This window comes from Bacillus sp. AFS029637 (genome assembly GCF_002584985.1).
Taxonomy (GTDB): domain Bacteria; phylum Bacillota; class Bacilli; order Bacillales; family Bacillaceae_G; genus Bacillus_A.
This window is the reverse complement of the sequence record NZ_NUPZ01000017.1, coordinates 183,620-200,205: the sequence shown is the minus strand read 5'-3', so window position 1 is coordinate 200,205 and position 16,586 is coordinate 183,620. Positions and strand designations below refer to the sequence as shown.

The window sequence follows — 16,586 nt, the reverse complement described above, 5'->3', positions numbered from 1 at the left end:
GTTTCCAAACACTCTGAAAAGAGCCTACTCTTATGAGTTGGCTCTTTTATTTTGTTTTATAATGTTACTTTTCCCATAAACTAAATTGTATGAATCGATTCTAAATGAAGTTGTTCGGAGCACTATCGGATTCTTTATTAGTAAAATTAGATAACATGTTACTGATAAAGAACAATTTTTTTAAAATAACCATGTTAATACTATAGACGTTGATCTTTCTGGAAATTTCAATATTAAAAAGCCCGATTGTTGAGGGTTTTTATTTAAAACAAATAACTGATTAATAATCCTGCTGATAATAAGAAGCCAAAAATCGTATTTGTCATCGCTGTTGATTTCATTGCTATGCGCATATATCCAGGTTCCTTTACTCCTTTTTGGAAACCTTGAATTGCAGAGATTGGCTTTTTCAAACCTAGGAACATAATTAATGTCCAAGGGCTTATATAACCCATCAACACAATCACAACGATCCATAAATAAGCAATAAAAAAGGCTACAGCTAGTGTTACCACTGCTTTCTCTCTCCCAAGGAGGATAGCTAACGTCTTTCTTCCACCTTTAATATCTTCATCGATATCTCGGATATTATTCGACATGTTGATCGTACCTACTAAAATCCCAATTGGAATGGAAATCAATACACTTTCAATCGTAAAAGTATTCGTTTGAATAAAGAAAGCAATTAATACAAAACATGTCCCCATTAACAAGCCAGAAACTAATTCTCCAAATGGGGTGTACGCAATCGGTAATGGACCACCTGTATATAAATAGCCAACCGCCATCCCAATTAAACCAATGACCACTAACCACCAGCTACTATTCATACAAATATAAATACCAATAAGTGCTGCTACCACATACAATAAAAGCGCAACTGTTAAAACGTTTTTTGGCTTTAATCCATGACGGACAATTCCACCACCAATCCCAACAGAATCAGCGGTATCTAACCCACGTTTGAAATCATAGTACTCATTAAATAAATTCGTTGCTATTTGCAATGCTAAACATGCACTCATCATCGCAATAAATAAAAGCCAATGAATTTCGGCAACATAAAGTGATGCCACCGTCCCTAAAATTACAGGAGAAAACGTTGCTGTTAATGTATGTGGGCGCGTCATCTTCCATATTAATTTAGCGGAACTAATTTCTTTTTCATTCCCCATAACTCTGTTCAATCTCCCTGCATTTTAAATATAAATTACTAGAAATATCTTTCTATCTCTTGCTGCACATCTATTATATCAAAAAAACGAATTGGCATAGAACTCTAATGTCCTTGCTTGTATACCTATAAATCTTGAAGTTTCTCCAAGTCCTTTATTTTTATCGATAATTCTAAAAGGGATTCCTTGTTTTGTAAGTCCAATAGCTAAAACTAATCCAGTTGATCCAGCTCCAACAATTAACAATTGATCCTTCATAAACTTCCCTCCCCATTTTCAAGCAAACTAATGAACAACGTGTTGTTTTTTACTTCAAATTATAAATCTTGAGTAAAACTCCTAACAACAATTAAAAATGATGGATGTGTCGTATATCCATCATTTTTTCTTAATGTGTTGAAAAAATGATGGTTGAATATCGTTTACGTGATATATATATCGATTTACGAGTCGTTCTTACAAAAGAGCAATCCAAGATGCATTTGTGGAATTGATAAAAGAAAAAGCAACTGTACCGTGAAGGATCACCCCATCATTTCAGGAAACTGTGACACAAATTAACCGGTACCTTATACGTAAGGAACCGGTTAATGAAATGAATGGGCAAAGATTATTTACATTGGATAAAACTTCAGACAACATGTGGTTACACCCTTCTTGCACATACTCCCTTGAAACCATTGTCTTCCCTTGCTAATTTAATTTCAATACCACACTAACTGGATTATGATCGCTGTTTTCAAATTTCAAATCATGCCCTTGTACGCTTACAATCTCCACATTTTGAGAGACTAAAAACCCATCAATAATCGTAACAAAGTTCTCACCTTCAACAAAGCTCTTCACATTATCACGAACTGTCCAAACCGTATCATCAACAGCCCACTGGAACCCATCATCAGTGAAATCTTCTGGTAACTGTACTAACCACTCTGGCCATCCTTCTTTAAACTTCGAATCCTTTAACTGCACATCAGATAATAGTTGATTCCAATCTCCACCAAGCACGATATAATCGCCACTTTTGAAATGTTTATTCATATACTCTTTCAAAAACTCAACTTGTTGCTTTCGAATGTTTCCACCCTTATCATATGCAGATAAATGAACGTTCACCATTCGTAAATATTTTCCGTTATCAACCGGAACCTTATGCTCAACAATCGCCCGATCTACATCGAATAATTGACGAAGCCACATTTCTCTTCCAGGAAGTTGATATCTCGTCGCTTCTTCTACTTTATATTTTGAAAACGAACCAAGTCCACTGTTCGTATATCCGTGTGGCTTCTTAATTGGTACCGGCACCCACTGCACATTAAAGTTATCACCAAACGTAGACGCATGATCTTTCAGTCCATCTTGAAACGCCTTATACTGATTCACATCAAATGAACGAAGTGACTTCTCATCCATCTCTTGCGTTAATATAAAATCAGAATCTTCCTTTTGTAAAAAAGACAGCATATTGCTGATATTCTTTTCTGTTTGTTCTTTACTACTAGAACGCGAGCCTTTCCCTCCGTCTAAGAAGAAATCTTGCTCTTTATCTAAACCGCCGTAGCCAATATTAAACGTTGTCACCTTAAACTCTTTACCGACTTTAAGAACGTGCTCGTTATTATTGGTCACCTTCAATTTCTCAACATCCTTATGCTTCACATTCTTAATTGCCACATAAGTAATAAATGCTGTGAAAGCACCAAATATAGAGCCTGTCCCCCATAATAAACATTTCGCTGTCTTCTTCAATCTCATGGCTCCTTTATTCTCTTTCTATAGTTTGTATATGAAATATTTTAAAATGTTTCTATGCTTAAAATATATAACGTAACTCTAAAGGCTTCAAGCACGATAAGAGGGATTGAAACGATTCACGCATTATATAAACGAAATCGAACTCTGATTTGTTCGCAATTTCAATCGCTTGTTCGTCATAAGACACAGCTGTGCCGAGAAATAAATGTACCCTATAGAATAGACACTAAAAAAATCTATCCTATAGGGTATTTCTTGTGTAATAAGAGGATTCGATTGACTGAAGATACATATATAATTTTCATTTTTAGAACACCTCTCATGCTTTATTTTGTGAATCGTAGACATATGAAGTGATTCAGTAAGAATGTAATTCATTCTGCTCTCCATAACAAAATGTATTTCACATAATTAAGCATAGCTAGGATATTGCAAATTAGAAATAGAATTATAGAAAATAGTAGATGGGAGGCATATTATTGAAGACTTTAAAATTCGGTATAATTGGAGCATTATGTATCGCCTTATTAATTGGATGTACAAGCAATTCAAATGAAACGAAAGCATCCACAACAGTGAAAGAAAAAGAAATTGTATATGAAAACGTTATGTTTGAACAAAAAGAAGTGAGAAAACTTGAGATTAGTCCTGTGAATTCAAAAAGTAGTAATAAAGTAGTAAATAAAGAAAATATGAAAACAATTTTCACAAGTATGGAAAGCGCCCAAAAGAAAAAACTTCTTCTAGATCAGGATGCTAGAAGTCATATGCATTCAAAATTGAAGATTACTTATCAAGATAAATCTATACAGGAATTTTTTGTTTGGATAGAATCGGATGGTGACATCGTAATGGCAAAAGCGAGCGATGAAACGCACGGTGAAGGTTATGATTTACGTGAAGATAATTCTAAAAAAATCATTCAGTTTTTCGAAAAGACGCCCCAGTAATAATTACACCATAAATAAAAAGCCGCATTTGCGGCTCATAAACTTATAATACTAACTCATGCCGTTAATCACTTACCGTTTAATCGCATCAACAATTAGCGATGGGAAACCAAGTTTATCTCCTTGATTTCTAGAATCATATCTTTTGGAGCGGAAGATAACACCATCATTTGCGTCCCATTCATTGTAATAAAATTGCCCATTCTCATCACAGTATTCCAGTAAAACCACTTCAAATCCAGCTGTTTCAAACATTTTCGTTAATGTTTTATAATTATAAACAATTTTATGGCTTGCAGCTGGATGGTCTTTCGGGCCAGGTCCGCCTACTTGAACTATATTTTGATACGTTTCATCTTGAAAAAATGCATCCGGGACACCGCACCGAATATGGCCTGACGGTTTTAAAAATTTATAACAAATTTCCGCTGCTTTTACCCCTTCTTCAAAAGTAAGATGCTCCCATACATGCTCTGCTAAAATAGCTGAAATGGAGTTATGTTCAAATCTTTCTTCCCACGTCGTTTCAACTAATAAGTTAAGAGTATCTTCTTGCGTTTGAATCCAGCCCAGATTGTTATTAAATGCCCCAGCTCCAACTACTACTTTTATTTCATCTTGTTTTATTGCCATTATTTTCACCCCGCATGAGTTTCAAGTCGTTAATCTTTTTCTATGTTTACTATAGGTTTTCCTTCTTCAACTAAACTACCAGTTCGTCCAACTAAATTTAATTCTTTCGATTCAAAACTTGCGTAGGCAAAACAACCATAACCAATTATTTTTTTGGGATTGAACAGCTAAAAACATAAGCTGGTGGTACATTTCTAAGCTCCCTTTTCACATCTATTCTAGTGAAAAATCGATTAATAAACTTCTCTTTCAACTTAGTATATTGAAAAGTAACAAATTTTCCGCCTTCCTTTAAAATTTTGGTGCTAGTTAATAAAATTTTATTTGAAACACTTGAGGGCAAGCTAGAAAAAGGAAGACCAGAAACAATATAATCTGCATAAGGAATACGATAGCACTTTAAATATTCGTCAATATTTTCCGCAGACCCCAATACAACGAATAATTTTTTCTCGTGTTTAAATTTTTCTTTCAATAATAAATAAAATTCTTTATTATTTTCCACCAATAAAAGAGTAGTATCCAAATTTCGTTTTTCAAGCAATTTATTAGTGAATACACCTGTACCTGGTCCATATTCAACAATATATTTAGCTTTCTTAAAATCGATACTTTCCACCATTTTATCTGCAAGAAACTTTGAACTTGGAAGTACTGCACCAATGTTTCTTGGATTAGTTATATATAGAGAGAAAAAAGATAACAGTTTCATATTTACTCACTCCAATAGTTTGAATGTATTACTATAGTTTTAAATTTAAACCTGAAGAAACTGGAGTGAAAATCCTTGAGAACCCTTAAGGTTTGAATGAATTTTCTAAAAGTACCCCCAAACACTCCCTCCCTTTACCATAGTTTCTTCAAACCTCAGATAAAGAGAACTAGGAAAAGGTATGTACAGAAAACCATATATTTCTCACTCATATTTCGAATAAAACTTATGAGATTACCCGGAAATACATGCATACTTGCGGTCATATCCATAAAAATTTTCCGGTGTAACGTATTGTAAAGCTAAACTTATTATATAAGTAGATTTAGTGCATTTTCGTCTTTCGTACAATCTGGTCATCTATTCATCCATACGGTTTTTAAAGGTACTTCTTCTCCTCAGATTTGCATCCCCTACTACAGCCCATTTTATATACCGCGAATCGAGTCTTTTTTTAATATATGAAACAATTACACAAAAGTTACGTAGATCTACACAAATAATAGTCATACAAAGTAATCACTCCTAGCCAAAAAACATGTATTCTTTATTGGTTTTTTATGGGGATTAAAATTAAAACATTTCTTATACAGAAAACTCATAATTCCCCTCCAAAAACTTAAGAATTCTTTTTCTTTTTTCATAAGATCTTCTGTCTATAATTAACCTTATTCTACAGATATGATGACAAAAAAGAGAACTACATGTAAAAAATCATTTTTTTGTATGCTAGAAGAGATTAGTAACTGCTATCTATAAACTTATCAACTTTGTCTCGTTAAATATATAGTAAAAAAAGAGCCACTCTCCTCTGTGATAGAAGATTGACTCTTTCTTTTATTTATTCACCTGTTTCTAAAAAACGTTTTATTCGTTCACCAATTTCATCACGAACACGTTGAAACTCAGACCACTCTTTTCCTGCCGGATCATCAAATCCCCAATGAACACGATTCACGTGCGGAGGTGTCGAAGGACAGACAGAATCTGCGTGACTACAAAGCGTAACAACTAAATCAGCACTATTTAAAATGTTTGTATCAATTATATCTGATGTTTGATTTGTTATGTCGATATTTACTTCATTCATTGCTTTAATAGCATTTGGATTCACTCCATGTGCTGCAATGCCTGCAGAATATACATTCCACTTATCTCCTAAATATTTCTTTCCCCAAGCTTCTGCCATTTGGCTTCGGCATGAGTTTCCTGTACATAAAAAGTAAATTATCTTTTTGTTTTCCATGTTGTTTTCCACCTTTGTTTTTAAGTTGATTGATCATTAAAATATTTACTTTTAAACCAAAAAGCGACATTTACAAGTGCAATCATGACAGGTACTTCGACTAACGGTCCAATGACAGCTGCGAATGCTGCGCCCGAATGAATACCAAACACACCAACTGCTACAGCAATCGCCAATTCAAAGTTATTACTGCCTGCCGTAAATGCTAACGTTGTCGTCACCGGATAACTTGCACCAATTTTTCTTCCCATAAAGAAAGAAACGAAAAACATCACGATAAAATAAATGAATAACGGAATCGCTATCCTTACTACATCTAGTGGTACACTAACAATCATTTCCCCTTTTAAAGAGAACATAACGATGATTGTAAATAGCAATGCAATTAATGTAAGTGGACTAATCTTAGGTATAAACACCTCTTCATACCACTGTCTTCCTTTTAACTTCACGAATACAAATCGTGTCAACATACCTGCTATAAAAGGAATTCCTAAATAGATAAACACTGATTTCGCAACTTCTGCCATTGTAATAGCAACGATAGCCCCTTCAATTCCTAACCATTCTGGGATTACTGTTACGAACACGTATGCATAAACCGAGAAGAACAACATTTGGAATACAGAATTAAAAGCAACTAAAGCAGCTGCATATTCTTTATCACCATCTGCTAGATCGTTCCAAACAATTACCATTGCAATGCAACGTGCTAAGCCAATCATAATGAGTCCGACCATATATTCTGGTTTATCAGGAAGAAAAATAATTGCTAAAACAAACATAAGTACCGGCCCAATAATCCAGTTTTGCACTAAAGATAGCACTAACACTTTTACATCTTTAAACACTCGGCCCATTTCCTCGTAGCGAACTTTCGCTAATGGTGGATACATCATTACAATTAAACCAACAGCAAGCGGAATAGACGTCGTTCCAACTTGTAATGTATTTAGTCCGTCTACTACACTAGGGAATACAAACCCTAAACCAATTCCAACAGCCATCGCTAGAAAGATCCATAGTGTTAAATATCGGTCTAGAAATGATAAACGTTTCATTTTATTCTCCATCTCCTATTAACAACAAGAATTTTTAGCTACTTCATTAGAAGTCGTACAACAAGATGACTCTTCTATTTTGTGAACATCACTTTCCGCTTTCGTATAAAAGAACTCCCACTCGTTACCATCAGGATCCGTTACCCAAAACTTATCTTGCACCGCATAGCAACAAGTCGTATCCATCTCATCACGCGCAAAGAACCCCTCTTTTTCTAATCTTTCTTTATGTAATGTAATTTCTTCAGCTTTATCCACTTGGAAACCGAAATGATTTACTTGATTTCCATTCACTTCATCTCGTACGTTCAGCGTGAAATTAAGTCCTGGCGTCTCTAATAAAAATTTTGCATAATCCGTTTTCACCTTAACTGGTGACACACCAAATACCTTTTCATAAAATTCAATAGACTTCTCTAAATTCGTAACATTTATACCAACGTGAGCATATCTCATACCTTATTCCTCCTCTTTATATGTAATTAATCAATTTTTTTTGATTAATAGTGCAAAATTTTAACAACAACTACCTTTTCCTGTTTTTCTAAAAATACAGCACAATTCTTCTGACAATAAATTATTCACTTCCGCATCATTTAAATCATAATAACTCCACGTACCTTTTGTTTCTTTTACAATTAAACCTGCGTCTAATAAAATCTTCAAATGATAGGACAACTTAGATTGTGTCATTTCAAAAACCTCTGTTAAATCACATACACATGTCTGTCCTCGCTGACAAAGTTCATACATAATTTCTAAACGCTTTTGATCAGCCAATGCTTTAAACTTTTTCTCATATAACTGAAAATCTTGTGCCATTGTAGTTCACTCTCCTTTCATCAAATTTTTTTGATATTCATAGTATATACGTTGTTTAGTTCTTTATGCAACTTATTCATCAAGTTTTTTTGATTAATATAGATCCACTTTCTCTAATCCTACCTGTATCACAAGTAAAAGAACCTTAGCTTTCTGAGAATGAAAAACTACGATTCTTTTTACAACACAATAGTTAATTCAAAAATATACGAGTATATTCATAATAATTTCAAAAAATAAAAAGACCTCATCTTTGATACGTATCTTTGAATGCGGTCTTTCTATTAAAAAAATGGTTAACTTCTACTATCTTAAGAGTATTTTATATTCATTGAATTCAAACAGTTAGATTAAACTAGTTCTGTTATATGAACCTCACATTTAAACCTTTTTAACAAATTCAAATTTCAACTTCTTAATAATCTAATGTCTTTACTTTATTCTTTATCGTATCCATTTCCTGAATTTGCTGAGCAAGCCCCGTACATTCACGAAAAGCGAAGTGCTTACATCCTATACATTTTTTCGTATTCAAATAGCTTAAAGCACAGTTGATCGCTTCCCCTGTATGATCAAAAAAGTTTTGTTCTCCAATTTCAGCAAATAATCCATTCTTATCTAGAGTTGTTTTTAACTCTGATTGAATTCCTGATATAAGAAGTACGCCACCTTGCTTTTTAAAATGCTGAACAATATTCCTAAAATATGATTCTCCTGTTGTATCAATAAAAGGAACTTTTCCCATACGTAAAATTAAAACTTCTGGTTTATAATGAATGGTCGCTAGAATGTTTTGTTCAAATGTTTGAGCAGCCCCAAAGAATAATGGTCCTTCTATTGTGTAAATACTTATTTGTGGACAATCATGAGCTTTAGTTACCACATGCGGTAACAATTTTTCGTTCTTTCTTGTGTGATCTGGAAGCACTTTAGATATAACAAGCATGTTACTCATACGTTTTGTAAATAAAATAACAGCCAAAATAAGTCCAATTTCCACAGCTGTTGTCAAACTTGTAAATACAGTCAGCAGAAATGTTACAAGTAATACAAGGGAATCCCCTGTCTTCATTTTACATATGTGAATAAAATGCTTTTGTTCGCTCATATTCCAAGCTACCACCATTAAAATAGGAGCCATACTAGCAAGGGGAATATGTGAAGCATATGGAGCTAATAATAAAAGCGTGAGTAACACAAATCCTCCATGAATAACACCCGATAACGGAGATACAGCTCCACTCTTAATATTGGTTGCTGTGCGGGCAATTGCTCCAGTTGCGGGAATACCTCCAAATAATGGTGTAACAATATTGGCAATTCCCTGACCGATAAGCTCTTTATTACTGTTATGTTTACTATTTGTCATACCGTCTGCTACGACAGCAGATAAAAGAGATTCAATCCCACCGAGCATAGCAATCACAAATGCAGGACCAATTAACTGTTTTATACGCTCTACCGTGATTTCTGGTATATCAAACTGAGGCAGTGTATTCGGAATCGTACCATATGCTGTGCCAATAGTAGGTACATGACCTGCGAAAAATACCGTTGCAATTATAGTCGAAATCACAACACCTACTAATGAACCTGGTACTTTTGGCAAAATCTTTGGTGTTATGAGTATGACAAGAAGACAAATTAAAGCAGTTATTACACTGTAAAAATTGGTCGTACTGATATGCATAAAGATTTCTTGCAGATTTGCTATAAAGTCCTCATGCTTTTTTATACCTGTTAGACCTAAAAAACTAGCAATCTGTCCTGTAAAGATCATGACAGCGATTCCTGACGTAAAGCCAATTGTTACAGGACGTGGAATAAATTTAATTAAAGACCCTAGCTTAAAAATTCCCATAAGGCATAAAATAATTCCCGCTAATAAACCAGCAAGTAGTAAATCTTCATATCCATAGGTGATGACAATTCCTAAAAGAATTGGAACAAAAGCACCTGTAGGTCCCCCAATTTGATACTTTGAACCACCAAATAGCGAAACAAGTATCCCTGCAATACATGTTGTATAAATTCCATACTCTGGCTTAACACCAGAAGCTATGGCAAAAGACATAGCAAGAGGAATCGCAACAACCCCAACAATCATTCCTGACAGAAGATCCTTTTGCAAATGCCCTAATGAATAGCCTTCAAACCTTCCTGTAAATAACCCTCTCATTATAAACCCTTCTTTTCTATTCTTAATAAAGTGAAACTTTAATCAGCCCGCACCAATCAGGCGTTTACGGGCAGTTAATGCGAAATTAATCTAGGTTAAAAATGTATTTCTTGTTCCCTTATAGAACGCCAGCCTAATACTTACTATACGTTTTGCTTAAATGTCTCTCTAATTTACTTATATCTCCACCTTGTTGTAAGTAGGATTCCAATCTTTCCGCTAGAAGCTCCCCTGCTCGACTGTTTAGCTTCTTCGTGTCTATAAACGTTGTAATCCTTATCTTATCTGGAGTAATATCTCTACGAAACATTTTACCTGGAATTTCAATCCAAAAACGATTCCATTCATCTAATAATCCTATTTGATCAAATAAAAAACCTTGGATCCCACATAACCAAGCTGTACAAGCCGTATTTCTTTTTTGACATCCGACGCCATCTTGTAGATGCTGGCATGAAAAACAACAAGAATTCCCACTTTTAATACAAACATTACAAACATAATGAGCTCCTATCGAGCGAAATACCTCTATTCCATGTTGGATGATATCTTCTTTCTTAACTTCAATGCTCAACCTATCCCTCCTTAACCATAGGTGCACGCTCTGTCTCATCCAGTTCCTCTAACATTGAAATTGTATCAATTAAATGATTGTTAAAAATTCGCTTTGCAACTAGTAATAAATCCACAATCATAGGATCTCGTAGTGAATATAAAACTCTTTTTCCATCTTTTATGCCAACAACAATATTTTTTGAACGTAATACACTCAGTTGCTGAGAAACAGCTGAACCTTCTTTATTTAGGATCGTTTGTATTTCATTTACACTTTTTTCACCTTCAGATAATAGTTCAAGAATACCTATTCGCAAAGGATGAGATAAAGCCTTAAAGAAATCGGCTTTAAATTGTTGCATTTCGTTTCCCATTCCAATACCTCCATTGGTTATTTTTTCTTTTCAGAAGTATCATATACATCTTCAAATCTTTGAATATGTATATGATACTTCTAGAAATTTGAAATTTCAATACAAATTTTTAAAAAATACACTTCACCCTACATTTTACAAAAAAGAAAACCGCTCCTTCAAAGCGTGCAAAAGGATTATTAACGCCAGAACAGCATTTCAAATCTTCATCTATTCCAGAACAAGTATCAAGCATGCCCCCCTTAATAATGAGAGTTTATAAGCTTGAGTTATACAAAAAAACAAAAAGAGAGTGGTCAAACCCACTCCCTTTAACCTTCTACCCCTGATTCCTCTGCGCCTCCCTAAACTCCTCCTTCACCTTCTCTAACAACCCTTCTTCTGTAATTAATCGATAAGCGGTATTCGCTAATGCTTTTGCCGATGTAATTAATGCTTTATCTCCTAGTTCTGAACGTGCTGCTTCTCTAAATTCATTCGTATGTGCAATTAAGTCATCTGGGCCGATTTTAATGTACGGATGAATTGTCGGTACGACTTGGCTTACGTTTCCTGCGTCCGTTGAACCAATGCCCACTCTTTCTTTACGATTTACATCTTCACCTTGTAGTTCTAGTTCTTCGGCTACGACGTCGTTAAATGTTTTTGTTACGAGTAGTTCATCAATTTCATTTTGAAATTGATGAATTTTTACTTTTGCGCCTGTTGCTAACGCTGCTCCCTCTGCGATATTCCTTACTTTTTCTGTTACTTCCGCACATCTTTTTCGCGTTGCTGCACGAATGAAGAACCTTGCTGCGGCGTAGTCAGGAATAATGTTAGGTGCTTTTCCGCCCTCTGTAATGACGCCATGAATTCTCACATCTGACGGAAGTTGTTGGCGAAGTGCGTTAATACTGTTATACAGCTGAATCACCGCATCTAACGCATTAATCCCTTCTTCTGGTGAAGCTGCGGCGTGAGCTGTTTTTCCGTAAAAATGAAAATCAAGTGGATCCACTGCTAGTGATGGACTCGTTGTCGCTGTTTTTCCGCTCGGATGAATCATAAGTGCCGCATCAATATTTTTAAATAAACCTGCTTTTACATAACTCGCTTTCGCGCTACCGTTTGGCCCGCCTTCTTCTGCTGGTGTCCCAAACACAACAACTTCTCCGCCAATTTCTTCAAGCGTTTCTGATAATGCAATTGCTGCCGCAACGCTAATGGTACCAATTAAATTGTGACCACACGCATGACCGAGTCCTGGCAGAGCATCATACTCAGCTAAAAATGCGATAACTGGTCCTTGTTTTCCTGAACTTTTTCGCGCGATAAATCCTGTTTCATGTCCAGCTATATTGTGCTGCAATTGAAATCCTGCACTTCCTAGCAATAAACTTAACGTTCTTGATGCGTAAAACTCTTGATTACCAATCTCCGGATTCGCATGAATATTATGACTTGTTTCTATGTACTTTTCCTTATTTCTTTCTATACTCTCTTCAATTGTTTTTCTTTGTGACGTGACTCCAGTCGCTCCCATTTTTCTTCCTCCTTTTATTTTCACATAAAAAAGCCTCTTTCTAAAAGATAGAAAGAGGCTTCTGCATATACAGTCAAAATGAGCTTCTTTCTTATCTTTCAAGTTACCTTGCTGGAATTGGCACAGTATTCATAAAGAATCCGCTGCCGAGGTATCATAGGGCCAGTCCCTCCACCTCTCGTGATAAGAATTTTCATAAAATTATATTAAATTATTTTCATTCTAAATTTATTCCAGGCAAAAGTCAAGGAATTCCTATCCGAATTTACCGAATATCTAAAAATCCTTTTAATACACCAATCGTTTCCGGTGCTTGCAATCTTGCACATACATACGGAAACTCCGTACTACCTTCAAATATCATTTGAGATGTGAGCGGTGCGCCTGCCCAGAAGATTTCATCGTCAATTACGATAAACGGGAATGCTTTGTTTTGTCTTTGTAACTTTACATTCTTTAACGGAACTGGTCCATCACTATACACTGTTATTTGCGCATTTGTACGCATTAACGCTTGCCACACTCGTTTATCCACTTGCTTTGTGCTTGGAAGTGAAATAATAATTTTTCGTTTCGCGGCTAAAATATCTTTTAATAACCCTTTCGACTCTTCAAGATTCATTTCCATAAACCAGCGTAATCGTTTCGAAATTTTTCGTTCCCACAATTGTCTTGATGTCGTGCGATCATACACATCTCCGTGGCGTTCTATATGCGATGTTAATTGTGATAACGCTTGTTTTCTCGAAAGGTTTTTACGCATATAATGGCAATCTGATAATTGAATGAACTTTCCTCTCGCTCTCGTTACTGCTACATTGACAAGGCGATGGTTTTTATGATCAAAGAACAACACACCAGGACGTTCTTGCGGATAACTATCAACCGTATCAAATATCATCATATCTCTTTCAGAACCTTGAAACTTATGAACCGTTGCCGCTAATACTGGTATATTTTGATATTTCGTTCTCTGCAACATTTCCCTGATACACGTTGATAAAAAGCGTGACTGTGCCCTGTAAGGTGTAACAACACCAATCGATTGAACACCGTCTAACAGTCCGATTAACATCATTTGCATCGCTACTAAACCAGACATAATGTTAAAACGAGAACCAGAAGCCGCGTCTTTTAACGAAAATGCTCCCATTAAACTCGTATCAAATAAAACACTCGCCTCATTTGCGAACGGCTGCAATTGCGCAAGTTCTTTCCGTTCTGAAACAGACGGATGATCGTATACTCTATTTTTATAAATAAATGAGTTTGTAAACTTCGATATATCCGCATGCATACGTCTTTGTTCCTGCAGCATGAAAAGGTTCGGATGTGCTTCTGATTTATTTACAGAATCAACAATCCCGGCATGGTAAAACATATCTTCGCCGAGCCATTTTCGAACGAGTTCATGGTTTGCCATCGCAATCGGAGGTAACTGTAAAAAGTCACCACAAACGACGATACGTTTTCCAAGTGAAGCAGCCAATGCAATTTGCGGAACGAACGCCATACTCACTTCATCTACGACAACTAAATCAAATGTACGCTCATAAATAAGTGAATCAATGGCACATTTCGATAAAGTTGCACCGATTACTTGTGCATTTTCAATGTATTCTTTTTCTACTTCTTTAATTTTCGCTCGTTGTTTTCGAAGATCGCTTTCAATCTCCTGCATACGTTTCTTATCAGAGGACGTTGCCTTATACGATAAAATCTTTTCACGAAGCTCTTGGCGTGTTTCTTCCAAATAGAGCCTTTCTTCTCCCCATGACCCGTTCGTCGTTTCAACTAACTTCGACGCGAGTAACGTTTCATGATTTCGTATATGCTCATGTTGACTATAACCGTAACGAACGATTTCGCCAGGCGTCCATTTCTTTTTCTTCTCAATTTGCTTCGTTACTTCACTCATTAATACGTCAACAGCCGCATTACTATGAGCTAACACAAGTACTGATTTTCCTTTTTGATAATGAGCCGAAATAATACGCGATAAATTGTAAGACTTCCCTGTTCCAGGTGGTCCCCACACGTACGTTGTCGGATTGTAAAAAGAACGATATGCCAATTCATTTTTCGGATTTTTCATCTTCTCAAGATGCTTCGGACTGCTCGTTCCCTCTACTAAACGTTTAATTCGTTGACGTCTTTGCTTATCTTGACGAGCTTCTTTTAATCGCTCTTGTAGCTGTTCTAAAAGTTGCCACGGTTCACTATATAAAACCGCTTCTCGTATTTCACCTTGTATATAATCATTTAATTTCAGTTCTATTTCTAATCCATGTACAGATAATACTTCCCCTGTCGCTTCCTCACCATCGAACTCAATTCGAATTGGTGAACCTTCAGGTAAGCTTACTTCTGAAATAAGCTGAAATACATATACTGTATTCTCATAATCTGTATATAAAAAACGACCGTTCATGATAGAAATTTTACTACCGCCAATCGTTTTCCAATGTTTAATTTCATACGCTAATGCATAATGCCACTCTTTCATCGTTTCCGATAATGAAGGAGTTTGAGTAGGTGTATTCATCGTATAATCTCCTTCCTTCTCCCCAAACATACTTTCTCACTATACCATATAACACCCTAAAAATTGTAACAATTATATCTTGCTTATTTTCTTAATTTTCAATATTATTTTATATATAATTTTCAGAAAGAAGGAATCTACATGCCAGTTAGAAGAATTGAACACGTAGGACTTATGGTTGCAGATTTAGAAACATCTATTTCATTTTATGAAAAAGTAGTTGGCTTACAGCTTATTAAACGTATGGAACATCCAAACCCAAACTTAAAACTCGCTTTTTTAGGTGTGGAAGAATCGAAGGAAACGATACTTGAACTCATTGAAGGTTATAACTCTTCCCTTCCGGCAGAAGGAAAAGTGCATCACATTTGCTTTAAAGTAGATTCATTAGAAGATGAAATTGAAAGACTACAGAAACACGGCGTAACCTTTTTACTAGGAGAAGAAATCGAAACATTACCAGATGGAACACGTTACATATTTTTCGCTGGCCCTGATGGAGAATGGATTGAGTTTTTTGAGACGGAGAGATAGAAAAAAGGAGCCGGGATTCTGACTCCTTTTTTCGCAAGTACCATACACCCTGAAAATTCATCTAGATTAAGAAGCAATCATTTTGCGAGGAGTAAAAAATGATGAATACAGTCTATATTTTGTTGTTTTGGGTGCTTATACTATTTCCAATCCTTTATATAATCAAGATAAAGCATTGGAATATAAAAGTAGTTGCCGTATTTGTTGGAAGGGTTCTATTAAGTATTGTCTTTTTCATTAATGGAATCGTTTTAGGGATGCAACGAAATTGGGTAGAGCCTCCCTATGAAGAAGAATGGGGTTTCTTTATAAAGTCTTTACAACATGGGAAAACTGATGCACTTATACACTTGTTACTTCTAATCATTATTTTCACTTTCGACTTACTAATTATATTTTATTATAGAAATAAAGTGTTTTTCAAACGATAAAATTAGTGATGCAGTGGACATAATGGGATAATTTCTAAAACAATAGAAAGAATAAAAACACTCTTGACTCCTTTCCTTAGCAGTTT

General features: G+C 35.3%; 17 protein-coding genes and 1 riboswitch. Of the genes, 3 read left to right on the top strand and 14 right to left on the bottom strand.

All coding sequences use genetic code 11. The annotated features are described in order from the left end of the window. Nucleotides 1-263: 263 nt before the first annotated feature. The 3 genes from menA to COE49_RS08085 all read right to left on the bottom strand — a co-directional run bounded on the left by menA (nucleotide 264) and on the right by COE49_RS08085 (nucleotide 2,933). Nucleotides 264-1,175: a 1,4-dihydroxy-2-naphthoate polyprenyltransferase gene (gene menA / locus COE49_RS08095; RefSeq protein WP_088229592.1), complete on the bottom strand. Its 912-nt coding sequence runs from the start codon at nucleotides 1,173-1,175 to the stop codon at nucleotides 264-266. A gap of 78 nt (nucleotides 1,176-1,253) precedes the next feature. Further along, nucleotides 1,254-1,433, bottom strand: coding sequence for an FAD-dependent monooxygenase (locus COE49_RS08090; protein ID WP_088229593.1), 180 nt, complete (start codon nucleotides 1,431-1,433; stop codon nucleotides 1,254-1,256). Nucleotides 1,434-1,868: 435 nt separating this feature from the next. Continuing rightward, the gene (locus COE49_RS08085) at nucleotides 1,869-2,933 is read right to left on the bottom strand and encodes an endonuclease/exonuclease/phosphatase family protein (protein WP_483295618.1); all 1,065 of its coding nucleotides are present in this window, start codon (nucleotides 2,931-2,933) and stop codon (nucleotides 1,869-1,871) included. Nucleotides 2,934-3,412: 479 nt separating this feature from the next. On the opposite strand from COE49_RS08085, the gene COE49_RS08080 reads away from it, so the two are divergent. Then, complete coding sequence (locus COE49_RS08080) at nucleotides 3,413-3,883, top strand: hypothetical protein (RefSeq protein ID WP_141556622.1); 471 nt, start codon at nucleotides 3,413-3,415, stop codon at nucleotides 3,881-3,883. 72 nt (nucleotides 3,884-3,955) lie between these two features. Here COE49_RS08080 and COE49_RS08075 read toward each other — a convergent pair whose 3' ends face one another. The 11 genes from COE49_RS08075 to COE49_RS08025 form a co-directional block, all read right to left on the bottom strand. After that, on the bottom strand, nucleotides 3,956-4,516 hold the full coding sequence (locus COE49_RS08075) for a class I SAM-dependent methyltransferase (protein WP_098356827.1): 561 nt from the start codon (nucleotides 4,514-4,516) through the stop codon (nucleotides 3,956-3,958). Nucleotides 4,517-4,661: 145 nt separating this feature from the next. Beyond that, nucleotides 4,662-5,228, bottom strand: coding sequence for a class I SAM-dependent methyltransferase (locus COE49_RS08070; RefSeq protein WP_098356826.1), 567 nt, complete (start codon nucleotides 5,226-5,228; stop codon nucleotides 4,662-4,664). A gap of 841 nt (nucleotides 5,229-6,069) precedes the next feature. Then, on the bottom strand, nucleotides 6,070-6,474 hold the full coding sequence (gene arsC / locus COE49_RS08065) for an arsenate reductase (thioredoxin) (RefSeq protein ID WP_098252516.1): 405 nt from the start codon (nucleotides 6,472-6,474) through the stop codon (nucleotides 6,070-6,072). 20 nt (nucleotides 6,475-6,494) lie between these two features. Continuing rightward, nucleotides 6,495-7,535: an ACR3 family arsenite efflux transporter gene (arsB, locus tag COE49_RS08060; RefSeq protein ID WP_098945823.1), complete on the bottom strand. Its 1,041-nt coding sequence runs from the start codon at nucleotides 7,533-7,535 to the stop codon at nucleotides 6,495-6,497. Between the two features lie 18 nt (nucleotides 7,536-7,553). Next, nucleotides 7,554-7,991, bottom strand: coding sequence for an ArsI/CadI family heavy metal resistance metalloenzyme (locus COE49_RS08055; protein ID WP_098252518.1), 438 nt, complete (start codon nucleotides 7,989-7,991; stop codon nucleotides 7,554-7,556). Nucleotides 7,992-8,051: 60 nt separating this feature from the next. Next, nucleotides 8,052-8,357 carry an arsenical resistance operon transcriptional regulator ArsR gene (gene arsR, locus COE49_RS08050; RefSeq protein WP_000046018.1) on the bottom strand — a complete coding sequence of 102 codons (306 nt, stop codon included), beginning with the start codon at nucleotides 8,355-8,357 and terminating at the stop codon, nucleotides 8,052-8,054. Between the two features lie 415 nt (nucleotides 8,358-8,772). Next, nucleotides 8,773-10,536: a SulP family inorganic anion transporter gene (locus tag COE49_RS08045; protein WP_088229601.1), complete on the bottom strand. Its 1,764-nt coding sequence runs from the start codon at nucleotides 10,534-10,536 to the stop codon at nucleotides 8,773-8,775. Nucleotides 10,537-10,669: 133 nt separating this feature from the next. Then, a complete protein-coding gene (locus COE49_RS08040) occupies nucleotides 10,670-11,110 on the bottom strand; it encodes a DNA mismatch repair protein (RefSeq protein ID WP_088229602.1) in 441 nt (146 codons plus the stop codon). 1 nt (nucleotide 11,111) lies between these two features. Then, nucleotides 11,112-11,465 (bottom strand): ArsR/SmtB family transcription factor, encoded by a 354-nt coding sequence (locus COE49_RS08035; RefSeq protein WP_088229603.1) that lies wholly within the window; start codon nucleotides 11,463-11,465, stop codon nucleotides 11,112-11,114. 319 nt (nucleotides 11,466-11,784) lie between these two features. After that, nucleotides 11,785-12,990, bottom strand: coding sequence for a M20 family metallopeptidase (locus COE49_RS08030; RefSeq protein ID WP_098945822.1), 1,206 nt, complete (start codon nucleotides 12,988-12,990; stop codon nucleotides 11,785-11,787). Between the two features lie 88 nt (nucleotides 12,991-13,078). Next, a riboswitch (SAM riboswitch) is annotated at nucleotides 13,079-13,180 on the bottom strand. Between the two features lie 75 nt (nucleotides 13,181-13,255). Then, nucleotides 13,256-15,565, bottom strand: a complete 2,310-nt coding sequence (locus COE49_RS08025) for an AAA domain-containing protein (RefSeq protein WP_141556621.1) — start codon at nucleotides 15,563-15,565, stop codon at nucleotides 13,256-13,258. A gap of 111 nt (nucleotides 15,566-15,676) precedes the next feature. Here COE49_RS08025 and COE49_RS08020 point away from each other — a divergent pair, with 111 nt between their 5' ends. Next, nucleotides 15,677-16,069, top strand: coding sequence for a VOC family protein (locus tag COE49_RS08020; RefSeq protein ID WP_098882360.1), 393 nt, complete (start codon nucleotides 15,677-15,679; stop codon nucleotides 16,067-16,069). Nucleotides 16,070-16,167: 98 nt separating this feature from the next. Next, complete coding sequence (locus COE49_RS08015; protein ID WP_098252522.1) at nucleotides 16,168-16,500, top strand: hypothetical protein; 333 nt, start codon at nucleotides 16,168-16,170, stop codon at nucleotides 16,498-16,500. The last annotated feature ends 86 nt before the right edge of the window (nucleotides 16,501-16,586 follow it).